At 66.6% G+C, this 17,724-nt stretch carries 15 protein-coding genes; 11 read left to right on the top strand and 4 right to left on the bottom strand.

Annotated elements, in window-relative coordinates; genetic code table 11:
- Positions 1 to 135: 135 nt before the first annotated feature.
- From MKW15_RS10935 to MKW15_RS10925, 3 genes are read left to right on the top strand one after another with little or no spacing between them, the layout of a single operon-like run.
- Entirely contained in the window at positions 136 to 1,317 is a 1,182-nt protein-coding gene (locus MKW15_RS10935) for an MBL fold metallo-hydrolase (protein WP_240857647.1), read from the top strand.
- Entirely contained in the window at positions 1,314 to 3,827 is a 2,514-nt protein-coding gene (locus tag MKW15_RS10930; RefSeq protein ID WP_240857646.1) for an HAD-IC family P-type ATPase, read from the top strand. The genes MKW15_RS10935 and MKW15_RS10930 overlap by 4 nt, the downstream gene beginning before the upstream one ends.
- 43 nt (positions 3,828 to 3,870) lie before the next feature.
- Positions 3,871 to 4,080: an antitoxin gene (locus tag MKW15_RS10925; protein ID WP_240857645.1), complete on the top strand. Its 210-nt coding sequence runs from the start codon at positions 3,871 to 3,873 to the stop codon at positions 4,078 to 4,080.
- Between the two features lie 17 nt (positions 4,081 to 4,097).
- Here the strand turns inward: MKW15_RS10925 and MKW15_RS10920 are convergent, their stop codons facing one another.
- The gene (locus MKW15_RS10920) at positions 4,098 to 4,706 is read right to left on the bottom strand and encodes a DNA-3-methyladenine glycosylase (protein WP_240857644.1); all 609 of its coding nucleotides are present in this window, start codon (positions 4,704 to 4,706) and stop codon (positions 4,098 to 4,100) included.
- Here MKW15_RS10920 and MKW15_RS10915 point away from each other — a divergent pair.
- The 7 genes from MKW15_RS10915 (at position 4,684) to MKW15_RS10890 (ending at position 10,724) form a co-directional block, all read left to right on the top strand.
- Entirely contained in the window at positions 4,684 to 5,121 is a 438-nt protein-coding gene (locus MKW15_RS10915) for a type II toxin-antitoxin system Rv0910 family toxin (RefSeq protein WP_240857643.1), read from the top strand. The genes MKW15_RS10920 and MKW15_RS10915 overlap by 23 nt on opposite strands.
- A gap of 30 nt (positions 5,122 to 5,151) precedes the next feature.
- Complete coding sequence (locus MKW15_RS10910; protein ID WP_240857642.1) at positions 5,152 to 6,993, top strand: substrate-binding domain-containing protein; 1,842 nt, start codon at positions 5,152 to 5,154, stop codon at positions 6,991 to 6,993.
- A gap of 90 nt (positions 6,994 to 7,083) precedes the next feature.
- Complete coding sequence (locus tag MKW15_RS10905; RefSeq protein ID WP_240857641.1) at positions 7,084 to 7,596, top strand: FMN-binding protein; 513 nt, start codon at positions 7,084 to 7,086, stop codon at positions 7,594 to 7,596.
- A 28-nt stretch (positions 7,597 to 7,624) separates the two neighbouring features.
- A complete protein-coding gene (locus MKW15_RS10900; protein WP_240857640.1) occupies positions 7,625 to 8,509 on the top strand; it encodes an FAD:protein FMN transferase in 885 nt (294 codons plus the stop codon).
- Positions 8,506 to 8,913, top strand: coding sequence for a hypothetical protein (locus tag MKW15_RS24545; protein WP_308221037.1), 408 nt, complete (start codon positions 8,506 to 8,508; stop codon positions 8,911 to 8,913). The genes MKW15_RS10900 and MKW15_RS24545 overlap by 4 nt, the downstream gene beginning before the upstream one ends.
- Positions 8,914 to 8,940: 27 nt before the next feature.
- Positions 8,941 to 10,044 (top strand): ferredoxin reductase domain-containing protein, encoded by a 1,104-nt coding sequence (locus MKW15_RS10895; protein WP_308221036.1) that lies wholly within the window; start codon positions 8,941 to 8,943, stop codon positions 10,042 to 10,044.
- A gap of 131 nt (positions 10,045 to 10,175) precedes the next feature.
- A complete protein-coding gene (locus tag MKW15_RS10890) occupies positions 10,176 to 10,724 on the top strand; it encodes a molybdenum cofactor biosysynthesis protein (protein ID WP_240857639.1) in 549 nt (182 codons plus the stop codon).
- A gap of 7 nt (positions 10,725 to 10,731) precedes the next feature.
- On the opposite strand, the gene MKW15_RS10885 is transcribed toward MKW15_RS10890, so the two are convergent.
- Positions 10,732 to 11,682, bottom strand: coding sequence for a proline dehydrogenase family protein (locus MKW15_RS10885; RefSeq protein ID WP_240857638.1), 951 nt, complete (start codon positions 11,680 to 11,682; stop codon positions 10,732 to 10,734).
- Positions 11,683 to 11,695: 13 nt separating this feature from the next.
- Positions 11,696 to 13,330 (bottom strand): L-glutamate gamma-semialdehyde dehydrogenase, encoded by a 1,635-nt coding sequence (gene pruA / locus MKW15_RS10880; protein WP_240857637.1) that lies wholly within the window; start codon positions 13,328 to 13,330, stop codon positions 11,696 to 11,698.
- Between the two features lie 74 nt (positions 13,331 to 13,404).
- Between pruA and MKW15_RS10875 the strand changes: the two genes are divergently transcribed.
- The gene (locus MKW15_RS10875; RefSeq protein WP_240857636.1) at positions 13,405 to 15,021 is read left to right on the top strand and encodes a PucR family transcriptional regulator; all 1,617 of its coding nucleotides are present in this window, start codon (positions 13,405 to 13,407) and stop codon (positions 15,019 to 15,021) included.
- A 437-nt stretch (positions 15,022 to 15,458) separates the two neighbouring features.
- Here the strand turns inward: MKW15_RS10875 and MKW15_RS10870 are convergent, their stop codons facing one another.
- Positions 15,459 to 17,630 carry a glutamine synthetase III family protein gene (locus tag MKW15_RS10870; RefSeq protein ID WP_240857635.1) on the bottom strand — a complete coding sequence of 724 codons (2,172 nt, stop codon included), beginning with the start codon at positions 17,628 to 17,630 and terminating at the stop codon, positions 15,459 to 15,461.
- Positions 17,631 to 17,724 lie beyond the last annotated feature (94 nt).

Here is a 17,724-nt window from a genome sequence, read left to right as displayed (position 1 = left end):
TGCCACAGAACGTCTACCTCTACGCCCGCACGCGACCCAGCGCGTGCGTATGAACAAGTGCTCAGGGAGCTTATCAGTGGCAACGACCTGTCGAGCGATCTTGATCGACCGTGCCGGACTCGTACCACTAGGTTGGTGATCGTGACATCGATGACGGGCAAGGGTGGTACCGAAGTGGCGACACGGGCGATCGGCCGGGTTGCGTTGGCGGGTTCTAAGGTGGCCGACGCCGCAGTCGGCCGGCTCGCCGATGCCGGCCTGGCGCCCGCGATGGCGCTCGGGGCGACCCGCGACGAGATATTGCCGCACGTCGAGGCCTCGCCGCACCGCGTCGGAGGTGCCTTCGACAATCCGGAACCGGCCGGCGAGGCGACCCCGGATCTGTCGGTGTTCGCCGACATGCTCCGGCGTCCCGGCCGCCCGCGTCGTCCCATCATGGTGACGCGGCCCGAGTTCGACGAGCCCGGCTCACTGGCCGTGACCTGGCTCGGACACGCTTCGGCGTTGATCGACATCGACGGGGTGCGGGTGCTCACTGATCCGGTGTTCAGCCTGCGGTGCTCACCGAGCCAGCAGATCGGACCTGCGCGACTGCACCCGTCGCCGGTGACGGTGGCCGACCTGCCGCCCGTCGATGTGGTCCTGATCAGCCACGACCACTACGACCATCTCGACATGGAGACGGTGGCGGCCATCGCGCGAGCGATGCCCGACGCGATCTTCGTCGCTCCCGTCGGTGTGGGCGCACACCTGGTGCGCTGGGGTATCCCGGGAGTCCGTATCCGGCAGGCGGATTGGTGGGGGGACGTGACGGTGCAGACACCGTCGGGCGCAGTGACGTTCACGTGTGGTCCGGCGCGACACTTCTCGGGTCGTGCGCTGGCCCGCAACCTCACCCAGTGGGCCAGCTGGGCGATCCGGGGGCCGGTGCATCGCGCATTCTTCTCCGGCGACACCGGGTACACCGAACGCTTCGCCGACCTCGGCGCACTGCACGGGCCGTTCGACGTGACCCTCATCGCGGTCGGCGCCTACGACCCGGTCTGGCCCGACATCCACGTCAACCCGGAGGAGGCGGTCGCCATCCACCGGATGCTGTCGGGCTCGGCGGGTACCGATGCGGTGATGATCCCGATCCATTGGGGCACTTTCAATCTGGCCCGTCACCCGTGGGGTGAGCCGATCGCTCGGTTGCTGCCGCATGCCGCCCGCAACGCCACTACGGTCCTCGTGCCGCAGCCCGGCGGCACCATCGACCTCGTTTCCCGCGCAGGCACTGGCCTGACGAGCCGTGACTGGTGGGAGAAGTCCGCGTGACGTCACCGACGACGGCCGCCGTGCCCGGCCTCACCGCAGACGAGGTCGCGGCGCGCGTTGCGGCCGGTCAGGTGAACGCACTGCCGGACCGGTCCGGACGGACCGTCTCCGACATCGTGCGGGCCAACGTGTTCACCCGCATCAACGCGATTCTCGGCGTCCTGTTCGCGATCGTGGCCTTCACCGGTTCGTTCATCAACGGATTGTTCGGATTGTTGATCGTGGCCAACAGTGGAATCGGCATCATCCAGGAGGTTCGGGCCAAGCGGACCCTGGACAAGCTCGCCATCGTTGGGCAGACCCGTCCGCGTGTTCGCCGCGACGGCGTCGTCAAGGAACTCCCACCCGACGAGGTCGTCCTCGACGACATCATCGAGATCGGGGCCGGGGATCAGATCGTGGTGGACGGCGACGTCGTGGAGGCTGTCGCGCTCGACGTCGACGAGTCGTTGCTCACCGGCGAGGCCGACCCGGTCGACAAGGATCCAGGTGCGCACGTGCTCTCGGGGAGCTTTGTGGTCGCCGGCGGCGGCGCATACCGGGCCACCAAGGTGGGTGGCGAGGCGTATGCGGCGCAACTCGCCGCGGAGGCGTCGAAGTTCACGCTGGTGTCCTCCGAACTCCGGTCTGGGATCGATCAGATCCTGCGGGTCATCACGTGGTTGCTGATCCCCGCGGGCATCCTCACGATCGTCAATCAGCTCTTCATCAGCCAGAACGGGATCAAGGCGTCGCTTCTGGGCATGGTGGCCGCGCTGGTGCCGATGGTGCCGGAGGGCCTGGTGCTGATGACCTCGATCGCATTCGCCGTCGGCGTGGTTCGGCTGGGTCAACGGCAATGCCTGGTCAACGAATTGCCCGCCATCGAGGGCCTGGCCCGCGTGAACGTGGTCTGTGCCGACAAGACGGGGACGCTCACCGAGAACGGCATGCGATTGGCGGAGGTCCGAGCGGTCGAGCAGTCGCCGCCGGCCCCGCCGGAGACCGTGCTGTCGGCGCTGGCCGCCCACGACCCGCGGCCCAACGCCAGCATGCAGGCGATCGCCGAGGCCCAGCCGCAGGCTCCGGCCTGGACGCCGACCGCCGTGCAGCCGTTCACGTCGGCCAAGAAGTGGAGCGGGATATCGTTCCGCGACGACGCCGGTGGCGCAGACGTGGGCAACTGGGTGATCGGCGCCCCGGACGTGCTGCTCGATCCGGAGAGTGAGACCGCTTCGGTGGCAAGCGAACTCGGGTCCACCGGGCTGCGAATACTGCTGCTGGGCCGCACCGACGTGCCGGTGGACTCGGAGCCGGCGGCCGGCTCGAGCGTGCCGGGTGCCTTTGTTCCGGTGGCGCTCGTGGTGCTCGAGCAGAAGGTTCGTCCGGATGCCCGCGACACCCTGGAATACTTCGCGGAGCAGCGAGTCGCGGTGAAGGTGATCTCCGGCGACAACGCGCGCTCGGTCGGCGCGGTGGCGCAATCGCTGGGACTCGGCTCACCGGAGACGTCGGTGGACGCGCGTGAATTGCCCACGGACACCGAGCAACTCGCCGAGGTCGTCGAGTCCGGCGTGACCTTCGGCCGAGTGCGCCCGGACCAGAAGCGGGCCATGGTCAAGGCGTTGCAGTCCCACGACAACACCGTCGCGATGACCGGCGACGGAGTGAACGACGTCCTTGCCCTCAAGGATGCCGACATCGGCGTCGCAATGGGGTCGGGGAGTTCGGCGGCGCGGTCGGTTGCACAGATCGTGCTGTTGGACAACAAGTTCGCGACGCTGCCGTATGTGGTCGGGGAGGGCCGCCGGGTCATCGGCAACATCGAACGCGTCTCCAATCTGTTCCTCACCAAGACCGTGTACGCGGTGCTGCTCGCGCTGTTCGTGGGCATCGGTGGGGTGGTCGGAAAGATGCTCGGCACCGACCCGCTGAGCTACCCGTTCCAACCCATCCACGTGACCATCTCGGCCTGGTTCACCATCGGCATCCCCGCGTTCGTGTTGTCGTTGGCGCCCAACAACGAACGCGCCCGACGCGGGTTCGTGCGACGCGTCCTGCTGATGGCCGTCCCGAACGGCATCATCGTCGGCCTCGCGGCGTTCACCACCTACGTCCTGGTGAATCCGGGCGGTGCGGGAGTCGAGGTCGGCGGAGATGCAGTCGACCTGTCACCGGCGCAAACGCAGGCTGCCACCGCGACGCTGATGACGTTGATCGCCGTCGCCGTGTATGTCCTCGCCGTCGTCGCGCGCCCGTACACCTGGTGGAAGGTGGTGCTGATCGCGGCATCGGCCGGTGCGTACGTGATCATCTTCGCCTGGCCGTTCACCCAGCACCTGTTCAAACTCGATTCGTCGAACTGGGAGATGAATTCGGTGGCGTTGACCTCGGCGGCAATTGGCATTGTCGCCGTAGAAGCGGTGTCGCGAATCGTGCCCCGCGTGGTTGCCGCCCGAGACATGCGTCGCGCCCCAGTCAACTCGTCAGATCAGGCCGACTCGTCAGATCAGGCGAAGTCGATAGACTGACGTCAAGCCGCCGGAGACGCCGGCGCGTCGATCAGGAGATGTGATGGACCTCAAAGGGCTCGTGGACAAGGCCAAGGCAGCACTGAAGGGCAACCCCAGCCTCATCGACAAGGGCGGCGACGCCGTCGACAAGGCGACCGGCGGCAAGTACGCAAAGCACGTCGACAAGGCACAGGACGCCGCTCGCAAGGCCGTCGGCTCGGATAAGCCTCGCGACCCGCAGGCCAACGATCCGCAACAGGGTGCGCCGTAGTCGCTCCATTTCGGTAGTCAGTTCGTTCTCGAAGCACCGCCGACCGCCTTCGGGTGCCGCCGATACGCCGATACCGTCGGGTCGCCGGCGATCCAGTGTCGCCACGGGCGGTCGGCGGCCCGGCGAACCCCCACGCGCGGTCCGGATTCGATGGTGAGCGGACTGCTTTCGATCGCGTCGAACCGAACCGGTCCCGCGCCGGCCAGGTCGGTGTCGAGGTCGGCCATGGTGATTCCGAGCGCCCGCGTCAGGTTGCCGGGTCCGCGCGCCAGGTGTGCCGATGTGCGAGCAGCCGGTCGTCGGGCGAACGCCAGCTCTTCACCCGCGACGACCTCCCCGGCTCGCAGGAGGACGGCCGACGCGCTGCCCTCGGGGCCGTGCACCACGTTGGCGCAGTGGTGGCCGTGGATGCGGTAGACGTAGAGCCGACCGGCGGGGCCGTACATGATTTCCGACCGTGAGGTACGCATGTAGGCGTGCGACGCCGGGTCGTCCGGTCCGGCGTATGCCTCCACCTCGGTGATCCGGACGGTGACGCCGTGGCCGGTCAGGTGACCGCCCAGCAATGAGCGTGCGAAGGCGTTGACGCTATTCTCTCTGTCCATGGCCAAGACGAGCAGCTCCATCGAGGTCGACCTGTCACCGGAAGATACCTGGTCGGCGGCGTCGGATCTGTCGCGCTACGACGACTGGCTCGTGCTGCACGACGGTTGGCGCAGCCCGCTCCCGGCAGCGGGTGAGCTCGCCAAGGGCGTCGAGGTGACGTCCGTGGTCAAGGTGAAGGGCACCCGGGTGCGCGTCGACTGGGTGATCGAAGCGTACGAGCCGATCACCAAGGTCCGCCTCAAGGGCAACGGCAAAGGTGGGGTGAAGGCCAAGCTCGAGCTGGGCATCGTTCCCATTTCTGCGGGATCGGCAGTAACCTTCACAGTTGATCTGGGTGGACTGCCACTCATCGGGCCTGCAGGGAAGGCAGCGGCGATGGCTGTGTCGGGGGACTTGCGCAAGTCGCTGGACAATTTCCGTGAGGTTTTCGGCTGATTCATCAGCAGTAGGGGAACGAGGCAAGACATGGGGCGTCACAGCTCCGGCTCCGACCGGCCCGTCAACGGGTCAGGCGGTGCCGATCAATCGAGTGCGAACACGGCACGGGTTGAGCGTCGCACCGTCGGCCAGTCGGCTGTCGGCTCGACGACTGGGGGCTCGACGACGGCGGGCTCGACAACACCGTCGGGCCGTGTTCCGTTGGCGACGACGCCGGTTCCGGCCGATGACGACTTCGGGTTCGAACACCGCGAGGTGTCCTCGTCCGGCGGACGTCGAGGCTGGTGGTGGGCATTGGCCGCTCTCGTCGTGATCGCGGCGTTGGTCACCGGGTTCATCCTGTGGCGAGCCGGATCATCCGGTTGCGGTGGTGACCGGAAGACGGTGGCGGTTGCGTCCGACGCCGCGATGACCGGGGCGCTGCGCGACATCGCGGCCAAGGCCTCCTCGGATTCCTGTTTCGACTTCGACGTGCAGAGCGCCGCAGGCGCCGACGTTCCGGGCCTGCTCACCCAGGGCGACAAGGCACCCGACCTGTGGCTGGCCGATTCGCAGGTGCAAGCCCGACGAGTCACCACCCAGGTGCGTCAAGACCTCGACCTGGTGACGCCGTCGATCGCCGTCACGCCGACCGTCGTCGCCGGACGACAGGTGCCTGCGCTGAAGAGCTGGGTCGACGTGATGAAGCTCCAGGATCTGCGGACCGGCTCGCCGTTGGACACCTCCACCGGCGACGCCCCCATCATCGGCGCACTTGCCGAGGTCGACTCGGGCGCGTTGACGCAGCAGGAACTGACCGGCGCGATGTCGATCCTGGCGATCCAGCAGAACAACGCCCGTCTCACCAACGACAACGAGGGCACCCGACTCAATCTGGCGAACACGTCGAACGTGCCCGTGGTCACCACCGAGCAGCAGTTCCTGTTGTTCACCCGCACTCACCCGGGTTCCGAACTCAAGGCCGTGGTTCCGGCCGACGGCACCGTGATGCTGGATTACCCGCTGGTGAACACCGCGTCGTCGGCACGGCATGGCGACGCCGCCGATGCCGGCGCAGCGCTTGTCGCGGCGGTGAAGACCGATGATGGACGCAAAGCGCTGGCTGCCGCCGGCTACCGCGCCCCGGACGGCAGCGGTGCAGCGCAAGGCGGCGTGGGCGAAGACGTGAAGGTTCTCGCCCTGCGCGATCCCACGGCAGTCGACCGTGCCCTCCGCCAGTGGCAGGTTCTCGGCGTGCCGATCCGCACACTCGTCGTGCAGGACACGTCCGGATCGATGGAGACCCCCGTCGGCAACACCACGCGGGCCGGCTTGCTCATCGATGCGTCGATGACCGGCCTCGACATCTTCCCGCGCAACGCGATGGTCGGCGGCTGGGCCTTCGGCATCAACAAGGGTGGGCAGGGTCAGGACTGGGTCGAGTTGGCGTCGATCCGGCGGCTGGATGCTCCGGCGGAGGGCGGCGACCATCGCGACGAACTGGCCGCGGCCGTTCGACGTGGTTTGGCGCCGTCGGCGCTCGGCGGCGGCACGGGTCTCTACGACACCACCTTGGCGGCGTTCAAGAGGGTTCAGTCCACCTACGACCCGAACTACTCCAACAGCGTCATCATCATGACCGACGGCAAGAACGAGGATCCGGACAGCATCAGCCTGAGTGAACTTCTCGCGACGCTGAAGCGGCTCGAAGATCCGGCCCGCCCGGTTCTGATCCTGACGATCGGGATCTCCGAGGACGCCGACACCACCTCGCTCAAGAAGATCGCGCAGGCCACCGGCGGCACCACCTACGTCGCCGAGAACGCGGGCGACATCAAGCAGGTGTTCACCAACGCCATCGCGGCGCGCGTGCAGGCGGCCGGACGATGAGTCGGCGCGGCCTGTCCTTTACCTGAGGATTACCTACTGAAACGTCTGCGGGGGCTGCCTTCCTCGTGTTCGGTGGGCACAATTGTCGTCATGACCGCCACCGCGCCTCGATCGCCCAGCACTGTCCCGACTGCCGGCGCCCGCGGGCAGACGCTGAGACGGACCGGGGGAGCCCTCGCCGCAATGGCCGCGGTCGGGATGGTCGCCGCGTGCGGTTCCGACGACGCCGACTCGTCGAGCAGTACCGCGGCCGAATCGACCACCGCAACCTCTGCTGCGGGTTCGACTTCGGCGTCGGGTTCGGGTGAGTACAAGGACGGGACCTACACCGCGACCGGCGAATACACGCGACCCGGTGGTCAGCAGGAGGTCGGGGTGACGATCACCCTCGCGAACTCCATCATCACCGGCGTCACCATCGACACCAGCTTCGCGAAGGGCCCGTCGGCGGAGTATCAGGGCAAATTCTCGAGCGGCATCAGCGCCGTGGTCGTCGGCAAGAACATCGATGACATCGACGTGCACAAGGTATCCGGCTCGTCGCTGACGTCGGGCGGATTCAACCAGGCGATCGAGAACATCAAGACCCAGGCTCAGGCCTGACCCGGCGCACCTTCGACACGCAGGATCGATGAGCGCGCCGGCCGGTAGTGACTGGGTGTTCGACGCCCTCGGCACCCGCTGGACGATCACCACGCCGGCACCGATGTCCGCATCGGCGCGTGCCGAGGTGGCGGGCGAACTCGACCGCATCGACCGCGTTTGGTCGCGCTTCCGCGCCGACTCGTTGGTCACCGAGATCGCCGCGCGGGCAGGTGATTACCCGATCGCAGAGAGTGATCGGCCACTGATGGACTGGTATCGGCAACTGTACGAACTCACCGCGGGTGCGGTGTCGCCCTTCGTCGGCCAGACCCTCGTCGATGCCGGCTATGACGCCGACTACACGCTACGGCCATCAGAGCGCGTCCGTGCTGCGCCGCCGTGGGAAACCGTGCTCGGTGGTCACGACGGTGTGCTCGACGTCCTGGTCCCCACCGTCATCGATGTGGGCGCTGCGGGCAAGGGTTTCGCCGTGGACCGGGTTGCCGCCATCGTGTCCGAGTCCACGAACGACTACATCGTCGACGGCGGTGGTGACATGTTCATCTCGGCGTTCGACACCCCGCGCCGGGTCGCGCTCGAACATCCCTCCGCCCCGACGAAGGCGATCGGCGTGGTCGAGGTGAGCGGGGCGGCGATCTGTGCGTCGGCGAGCAATCGTCGGACGTGGGCGCAGTGGCATCACATCGTCGATCCGCGTACCGCATCGCCTGCGCGAGAAGTGTTGGCGACGTGGGTGATTACGCCGACCGCGATGATCGCCGACGGTTTGGCGACCGCCTTGTTCTTCACCCCGGCGGCCGCGCTGCGCACTCGGTTCGACTATTGCCCCGAGGGTTTCCATCACGTGACGGTTCGACGCGGAGGTGGCGTCGAGCACACGGCGGTGCCGGGATTGGAGTTGTTCCTGTGAATCGTATTCTTGGACCCGGTCGATGGGCGTCGCGACGGCTCACTCCGCACCGTGCGGTGCTGCTGGCCCTGCTTCTCCTGGCCGCGGCGGCCTTCGTCGTGTCGGCGCTCGACGCTGACTTCGGCTACGAACCGTCGGACCTGCTGACCTGGATCGTCGTCGCCGTGGTTGTGAGCGGTGTGGTGACGTACCTGTGCGCGTTCGTCATTCGCGTTCCGCCCAATTCCGACTCGTGGCTGATCACCGGACTGATCCTGTTCTTCGTGCTGCCCGGTGGCTCGGCGGAGACCGCCGTCGCGACGGTCGCTTTGGGTTCGGCGGCTGCGGCGGTGTCGAAGTACGTGCTGGTTTGGCGGCGTCGGCTCATCATCAATCCTGCTGTGGCGGGGGCGATCACCTGCTAAGCCGTCGCCTATGCGGGCGCCGACGACGTGAGCTATCCGTTCTGGTGGGTCGCCGCGAAGCCGTTGCTGATCCCGATGATCGTGATCGGGGCGGTGTTGGTGACGGTGCTGCGGGAGTGGCCGCTGATTGTCGGCTATTTCGTTGGCGCGCTTGGGGCCATCGGCTATGTGCAGCTCGACCAGGGCGGTCAGGATCTCGAGCTGTGGCTGACGTCGAGTCCGATGATCTTCCTGGCGGCGATCATGTTGCCCGAACCGTTGACGTCGCCCGCCACGAGGGTCGCCCGCGTTGTGTACGGCGTGTTGGTCGGCGCAGTTCTGCACTGTCAGCAACTCGTCGAGATCACCGATTCGTACACTCTCGAATTCACGCCGGAGATCGCACTGGGGATCGGTTGTGTGTTCGCCTTCGTCGTGCGGCTGGCCACGCGGTCGGCGCGCCGTGTTCCGCTGACCGATATCCGGGTGGACCCGTTGGCGGAAAACATATTTGGCGTGCAGGGCTCGGTGTCGAGTGGCGCACCGCCCAGCTACGCGCGCGGCCAGTGGGCCAGTGTCAGCGTACCGCGATGGAACCGGCCGCTGTGGCAGAGTTCGCGTCGGGTGTTCTCGTTCGTGTCGGCATCCCGAACCGCGCCCGTCGAGTTCGGCTTCACCGTGGCCGGACCGCCGTCGCCTTTCAAGCAGGACCTCATCGACGGAACTGCCTCGCGAGCCTTCATCGACAATCGCGGTGGCGGATTCGTGCTACGCGATCGGCTGCTCGCACGGTCGCCCGTTGTTCTGGTCGCCGGCGGAATCGGGATCACGCCGTTTGTCTCCATGCTTCGGGCCCGCCTTGATTCGGGTGTTGATCTCTCGAATCTGACTGTGGTGCATATTGTCCGGTCGGATGCGCGTCGGGTGTACACCGACGTTCTCGACGCGGCAGCGGCCGCAGGTGCTCGCGTCGAGGTTGTGGTGTCAGCGGACGGCGGCGTGCCGAAGGGGCTGTTGTCTGCAGGTGCGCACTACTTTGTGTCCGGAGCGCCGACGTTTGTTTCGGACACCTCGTCGTCGATCCGGCGACTGGACCCGTCGACCCGCCTGCGCCCGTGGCGCATTCACACCGACACCTTCGTCGGATACTGAAAGTAGGGGAGGAAGTTTCTTCCCCGGGGTTTGGTGTCTTCCCCTAGAAAATATGCGGGGAGGACACCAAGAGTAGGGGAGGAAGTTCTTCCCCTACTTTCAGGGCGGGCTCTTGTGGCAGCCTGAAAGGCATGGACTTCGAGTACCACTGCGACATCGTGATGCTCGTGGTGTCGCCTCGTCATGCCTATTTCGGCCGACCCAAAGACGGTCCGGCCGACGATGCGCCCACCACGACACCCGACGCCGTGGAGGTGATCGCCGACAAAGGGATCCGCGGCGACCGGTTCTTCGGGGTGCGGGCGCACACCGAGGCTGCCGTGACCTTCCTCGCCATCGAGGCGTGGGAAGCCGCTGCCGGACAGGCGGACCCGATCCTCGCGCGCCGCAACGTCGTCGTCCGAGGCGTCGAACTCGACCCACTGCGCGGTCGCGAGTTCGCGATCGACACCGGCGACGGACCCATCCGATTCCGCGGCGGCCGGCCGGCGCATCCGTGTGCGTGGATGGACACGATGGCCGGTGAAGGTGTGCGCAAGGCGCTGATCGGACGCGGTGGCCTACGCGCACAACCGCTGTCGTCGGGCACCCTGCACGTCGGGCCCGCACTGTTGCGCTGCGACGTCGAACTCGATGCCACGCGTGCCGCCGATCAAGTGCGACGTGCGCAGCCGATGTGACGGACAGTCAGCCGGCGAGGGCGCGAAGGAAGAAGCCCAGGTTGGCAGGCTTCTCGGCTAGCCGACGGACGAAGTAGCCGTACCATTCCTCGCCGTACGGGATGTACACGCGGACCCGTGCACCCGACTGCACCAGACGGCGCTGTTCGTCGGTCCGGATGCCGTACAGCATCTGGTGTTCCCACGAGTCGGGCTCGCGGCCGAGTTCGCGAGCCAAAACGCCGGCCGCCTCGATGATCACCGGATCGTGGCTGGCCACCATCGGATAACCGTTGCCCTTCATCAGGATTCGCAGACAGCGCAGATAGGCTTCGTCGATCTGACGACGATCCGGGAACGCGACCGACGCGGGCTCGGCATAGGCGCCCTTGCACAGCCGGATGCGGGCGCCGGACGCAGCGAACTCGGCGCAGTCGTCCTCGGTACGACGCAGATACGCCTGTAGCACCGTCCCGACCTCGGGGAAGTCGCCGCGGAGCGACCGCACGATCGACAGTCGTTCGTCCACGGTCGTGTGGTCCTCGGCATCAACCGTGACGAGCACTCCCGCCGCACGGGCCGCGGATGCGATGCGACGAGCATTGGCCTCCGCGATCTTGGCACCATGCTCGGGGAGTGACTGCCCGAGTGCCGTCAGCTTGAGCGACACCTCAAGCTGACCCGAAGCAGTCGCACCCAACCCCGACATCGCCTCCAGCAGCGACAAATACGCGGTGACCGTCGCGTCGGCCTGGGCCTCGACCACGGTGTCCTCACCGAGGAAGTCGATCGTCACCGAGAGTCCGTCGTCGAACTCGGCTCGAATGGCGGCGAGGACGTCGACCTCGCTCTCGCCGGGGACAAATCGGCGCACGACGCGCTCGGTGACCGCGAGGCGCTGTGACGTCTCCTTGATGCGGTCGCTCTTGGCGGCGGCGGTGATGGCCGGCCGGAGTACCGAATCGAAAACCTTGCTCACAACCGTTCCCCCTTCACTCTGCGTTCATGTGCGGATAGCCGGAAACCGTCGGTGGCACAAAGGTTTCCTTGATGGTCCGGGTCGATGTCCAACGCATCAGGTTCGCCTTCGACCCCGCCTTGTCGTTGGTGCCCGACGCGCGCGCACCGCCGAACGGCTGTTGGCCGACGACAGCGCCGGTGGGCTTGTCGTTGATGTAGAAGTTGCCCGCGGCGTTGCGAAGACGGTCGGCGGCCGTGGCCACCGCGCCGACATCGCCGGCGATGATCGAGCCGGTGAGGGCGTAGCGGGCGGTCGAATCCACTTGTGACAGGGTCGATTCGAACTGTGGATCGTCGTAGACGTGCACCGAGAGGATCGGCCCGAAGTACTCGGTGGAGAACGCCTCATCGGTCGGGTCGTCGGAGAGCAGCACCGTGGGTCGCACGAAGAAGCCTTCCGAATCGTCGCATTCACCGCCGACCGCCACCGTCAGCGATGGCGTCGACTTGGCCCGGTCGATCGCGGCGACCTGCTTGTCGAATGCGCGCCGGTCGATCAACGCGCCACCGAAGTTGGTGAGATCGCGAACATCGCCGTAAGTGAGTTCGGCTGCCTCGGAGAGGAAGTCGTCGCCCATGCGGTCCCACACCGAGCGTGCGATGTAGGCGCGCGAGGCGGCCGAACACTTCTGGCCCTGGTACTCGAACGCTCCGCGGATGAGAGCGGTGCGCAACACGTCGGGGTCGGCCGACGCATGTGCCACGATGAAGTCCTTGCCGCCGGTCTCGCCGACGATTCGCGGATAGTTGCGATAGCGGTCGATGTTGGTGCCGACCTCGCGCCACAGATGCTGGAAGGTTGCGGTCGAACCGGTGAAGTGGATGCCGGCCAGGTTCTCGTCGGCGAGTGCGACGTCGGAGACCGCGCGGCCGTCGCCGTTGACAAGATTGATCACGCCGGCGGGTAGCCCGGCCGCCTCGAGCAGCTTCATGGTGAGGTGGGCTGAATATGCCTGCGTCGGTGATGGTTTCCACACCACGGTGTTGCCCATCAGCATCGGCGCCGTGGGCAGGTTGCCGGCGATGGCAGTGAAGTTGAACGGCGTGATCGCGTAGACGAAACCGTCGAGCGGACGGTGGTCGAGCCGGTTCCAGACACCAGGAGAGGAGATGGGTTGCTCGGCCAGGATCTCTCGGGCGAAGGCGACGTTGAAGCGCCAGAAGTCGATCAGCTCGCACGGCGCGTCGATCTCGGCCTGCTGCACCGTCTTTGACTGGCCGAGCATGGTCGCCGCGGCGATTCGCTCGCGCCACGGCCCGGACAGCAGATCGGCCGCACGCAGCAGCACGGCGGCGCGGTCGTCGAAGGAGGTGTGCGCCCAATTGGCGGCGGCAGCGCGGGCGGCGTCGACAGCTGCCCGGGCGTCGTCGTGGGTGGCGTTGGTGATGGTGCCCAGCACCTCGCGGTGAGCGTGCGGCGCTACGACGTCGATGGGTTCGCCGTCGCCGACATGTGCGGCGCCGGCGATGACGTGCGGCAGTTCGCGCGGTTCGGCCGACGACTGTGCCGCGAGTTCCTCGGTGATGCGGCGTCGTTCCGGGGTGCCCGGTGCGTAGGTGTGAACCGGCTCGTTGGCCGGTCGTGGTGGCGTGGTGATGGCATCCATACGCCAAGTTCACCTGAGCAAGGCACTCCCGAGTATGTCTGATTGCAAAAGATAGAGGCGTAGTGTTTGTCCATATGGACAACAGGCGCGGTCTGCCACTGGGGCGATTGCTGCTGGCCCTCGACCGCACGGTCGTCACTCTGGTCACCGCTCCGCGAGGGCTGGACGAGTCGGTGTCGTCGCTGGCCATGATCGACATCGACGACATCCACTACGGGTTGGGCCGCGCGGCGCGTGGTGCCGATCTGTATCTGCTGGTCGGGCTCGACGACGAGACGACCCGCAGGCTGCTGGCCGGTCTGGGCGGGCATCGTCCGGTCGCGGTGATGTCGAAATCGCCGTCGGAGGAGGTGGTGGCGCTCGCCGACCGACTCGGGATCGCGGTGATCTCCGTCGATCCGCACGCCCGCTGGGAGCGGCTCTACAACCTCGTCGTCCGGGTGCTCGACGGTGTTCGCGTCCTCGACGACGACGGCGGTGAGTCGATGCGGGCGGGCAACACCGGGGATCTGTTCGAACTCGCGGGCGAGGTGGCACGCCGGACGGGCGGACTCGTCAGCATCGAGGACGAACGATCGCACGTACTCGCCTACAGCACCGCGGGCGACGAGGCCGACGAACTGCGCCGACTGTCGATCCTCGGCCGGGAGGGGCCGCCGGAGATGCTGGCGTGGCTCCGGCAGTGGGGCGTCATGGACGCCTTGCGCACGTCGTCGGACGTCGTGGTCGTCGACGAGCGTGCAGATCTCGCGTTGCGCCGCAGGTTGGCGGTCGCGATCCGCACACCGAGCGGTGGCGAGCAACTGGGCGCGTTCCTGGGTGTGGTGTGGCTTCAGGAGGGTGCGACACCGCTCGCCGACGATGCGTCACAGGTGTTGGTGGGAGCGGCAGCGGTGGCGGCCCGGGTGATCGCGCGGCGCCGCGCCGCCGGCAGCGACCACGACGACCTCGTGCGGCGACTCGTCGGCAGCCGCGGCGAGGTCATCGACGCCGGACATCTGGGCGCCCAGTTGGGTATCGATCCCGCGAGCCCGGTGTCGGTGGTCGCCTTCGGTGTTGCCGAGGGCGAACCGGCTGCCCTGGACTCCGTCACCGGCCACGTGTCGGCATTGATGTTGCACGCCAGCGCATTCAGTCCGCTGTCGGTCACCACGCTGGTCGGCCCACGGGCGTACGTGGTTCTCCCAGGTGTGAGCGCCGATGCCGCGATGTCGTGGGCCCGAGCCGCGGTGGACGCGACGCATCGTCAGTTCGGTGTTCGGGTCCGGGCGGTGATCGCCGGACCCGCAGACGGTTTGGCGGAGGTGCCCGCGTTGCGGACACACGCCGACCAGGTGCTCGACGCCGCCGAGCGCGAAGGGGAACTCATCGACGACGTCACCACCGTCGAACGTTCGCGTACCGGCGTGCTGCTGGGAGAGATCGTCGGAATGCTCTCGGAGAACCCGGATCTCGTCGACCCTCGGGTGACGTCACTTGCTGCCCTGGACGACGAGTCGGGCAGCGAGTTCACGCCATCGCTGCGCGCCTACCTCGACCACTTCGGCGATGTCCGCACCGCCGCAAGCGATCTGCATGTGCACCCGAACACGTTGCGTTACCGCATTCGCCGTATCCAGGAACTGACCGGCATGGACCTCGACGACCCGGCCACCCGGCTCGTCGTGGCGTTGTCGTTGCGAGTGAGCTGACACACGAAGAGTACTGCCGCCGGCCTCCTGACCTGCGGAAATGCGCAAGCGTCGTGGCCGAAAAACCTAGGGGAAGAGTCTCTTCCCCGGGGTTCGAAGTCGTCCCCTAGGAAATTCTGGGGGAGGACTCCAAGGGTAGGGGACGAGTTTTCTTCCCCTAGTTTCTTGGGCGGAAGACGGTGCTTTCTGTGCTCGACGACGATGTTCCCGAGTCCGAGGACTGCGCTGCGACAGGGACCTCGTGTCTGGTCAGAAACCCGAGGCGCACCAGCGGTTTCTGGCCAGACCTGCGGTTTCTGGCGAGAGGGCTGTTACTGCAGCGAAGCCACGCTCTTCCCGCGTCCATGTTCGCCGACGGGGTCGGCACATGGGTCGCTGACACGAAAGTGCCCGCCGGACACCAGGTCCGACGGGCACTGTCGTCAGTTGCGCGACGATCAGAGGATCGTGAGCATCTCGTTGTAGGTCGGCAGCGGCCAGAGGTCGTCGGCCACAATGGCTTCCAACTTGTCGGCAACCTCGCGTACAGCGGTCATCGCCGGGATCAGGTTGTCCAGCGCGTACTTGGACTCCTCGTACTCGTCCTCGCCGTGCATGCCGGCGATGCCCTCGTCGAGCACCACCATGGCCTTCTGCAGATCGCCGATGAGTGCGGTGATCTCCGTCAGCAGCGGGGTCTCGACAGCGATCTCGGCTGCCTTCAGCGACGCCGCGACTGCGGCCAGCTCACCCTGGTAGCGGATGGCGGCCGGGATGATCATCGTCTTGGCGATCTCCGCGGTCTCCTTGGCCTCCACCAGGATGGTCAGGGCGTAGTACTCGAAGATGACGTCCTCGCGGGCCTTGAGCTCACGCGCGGACAGCACGCCGTACTTCTCGAAGATCTCGATCGCCTCGGGTGAGGTGTACTCGGTGACCGCGTCGACGGTGGTGCGCAGGTTCTTCAGGCCACGTGCGGCGGCCTCTTCCTGCCATTCGTCGGAGTAGCCGTTGCCGTTGAAGATCACCGCGCCGTGCTCGTTGATGATCTCCTGCAGCACCTTCTGCACCGCGTCGGCCAGTTCCATGCCGCCCTCGATCAGGCCCTCGAGTTCACCGGAGATGTAGTCGATGGAGTCGGCGAGGATCGTGTTGATCGCGACCATCGGGTCGGAGATCGACTGGTTCGATCCGGGGGCGCGGTACTCGAATCGGTTGCCGGTGAAGGCGAACGGGCTGGTGCGGTTGCGGTCGCCCGGATCGGCCTTGAGCGGTGGGAGGGTGTCGACGCCGAGCTCGATGACGCCGGCCGACTTGGAGCCGGTGGCCCCGCCCTTGGCGATCTGCTCGAAGACGTCCATCAGCTGCTCGCCGAGGAAGATCGAGATGATGGCCGGCGGAGCCTCGTTGGCTCCGAGGCGGTGGTCGTTGGAGGCCGACGCGACAGCCGCGCGCAGCAACCCGCCGTACTTGTGCACGGACCGGATGATGGCACCGCAGAAGGTGAGGAACTGCATGTTCTCGTGCGGGGTGTCGCCGGGGTTGAGCAGGTTGCCCTGGTTGCTGTTGCCCAGCGAGAAGTTGACGTGCTTGCCCGATCCGTTGACGCCCGCGAACGGCTTCTCGTGCAGCAGGCACTTCATGCCGTACTTCTCGGCGACGGCCTTCATGATGGTCATCATCAGCTGCTGATGATCGTGGGCGAGGACCGACCGCTCGAACACCGGGGCGAGCTCGAACTGGCCCGGTGCGACCTCGTTGTGGCGGGTCTTGGACGGGATGCCCTGCTTGAACAGTTCACGATCGAGTTCGATCATGAAGGCCAGCACGCGCTCCGGGATGGCGCCGAAGTAGTGGTCGTCGAACTCCTGGCCCTTGGACGGCTTGGCGCCGAACAGGGTGCGATTGGTGGTCATGATGTCGGGACGGGCGTAGTAGAAGTGCTCGTCGATAAGGAAGTACTCCTGCTCGGCGCCCGCGTAAGAGACCACGGTGTCGACGTCGGCGTGACCGAACAGCTTGAGCAGGCGCATTGCCTGCTTGCTCATCGCCTGCTGGCTGCGCAGCAGCGGGGTCTTCTTGTCCAGTGCCTCACCGGTCCACGAGATGAAGATGGTCGGGATGCACAGCGTGTTGCCGTTGGGGTTCTCCAGGATGTAGGCCGGGCTGGTGACGTCCCAGCCGGTGTAGCCGCGGGCCTCGAAGGTGCCGCGCAGGCCGCCGTTGGGGAAGCTCGACGCATCCGGCTCACCCTGCAGCAGCGTCTTTCCGGCGAATTCGGCCAGCGACGCACCCGAGGAGTCGGGCTCCAGGAACGAGTCGTGCTTCTCCGCGGTGAAACCGGTCAACGGGTAGAAAACGTGCGCGTAGTGGGTGGCGCCCTTCTCGATGGCCCAGTCCTTCATCGCGACCGCGACGTAGTCGGCGAGGGTCGGATCCATGGGTGCACCGGTGTCGATGGTTGCCGCGACGGCCTTGAAGACGTGCTTGGGCAGACGCTTTTTCATCACGGACAGGCTGAAGACATTGCGGCCGAAGGTGTCCGCCAACGGCTCTGGGAAACCGTCGGTCTCCACTTCGTACGTTGTGACGGCCTTGATGGCCTGACGTCGGGACATGCTGCCACTCATGGTTACTCCTGAGAACCGGTCGTCGTTTGCCGCCCACGGGTGGGTGCGTGCACGACGATGTCGCTGGGGGTGTCGCAGTTTGCGAGCGACTCGA

This window comes from Gordonia gummivorans (assembly GCF_022513585.1).
Taxonomy (GTDB): domain Bacteria; phylum Actinomycetota; class Actinomycetes; order Mycobacteriales; family Mycobacteriaceae; genus Gordonia.
Note: the sequence above shows the minus strand (reverse complement) of the source record. Positions and strands in the feature narration are given on the sequence as shown.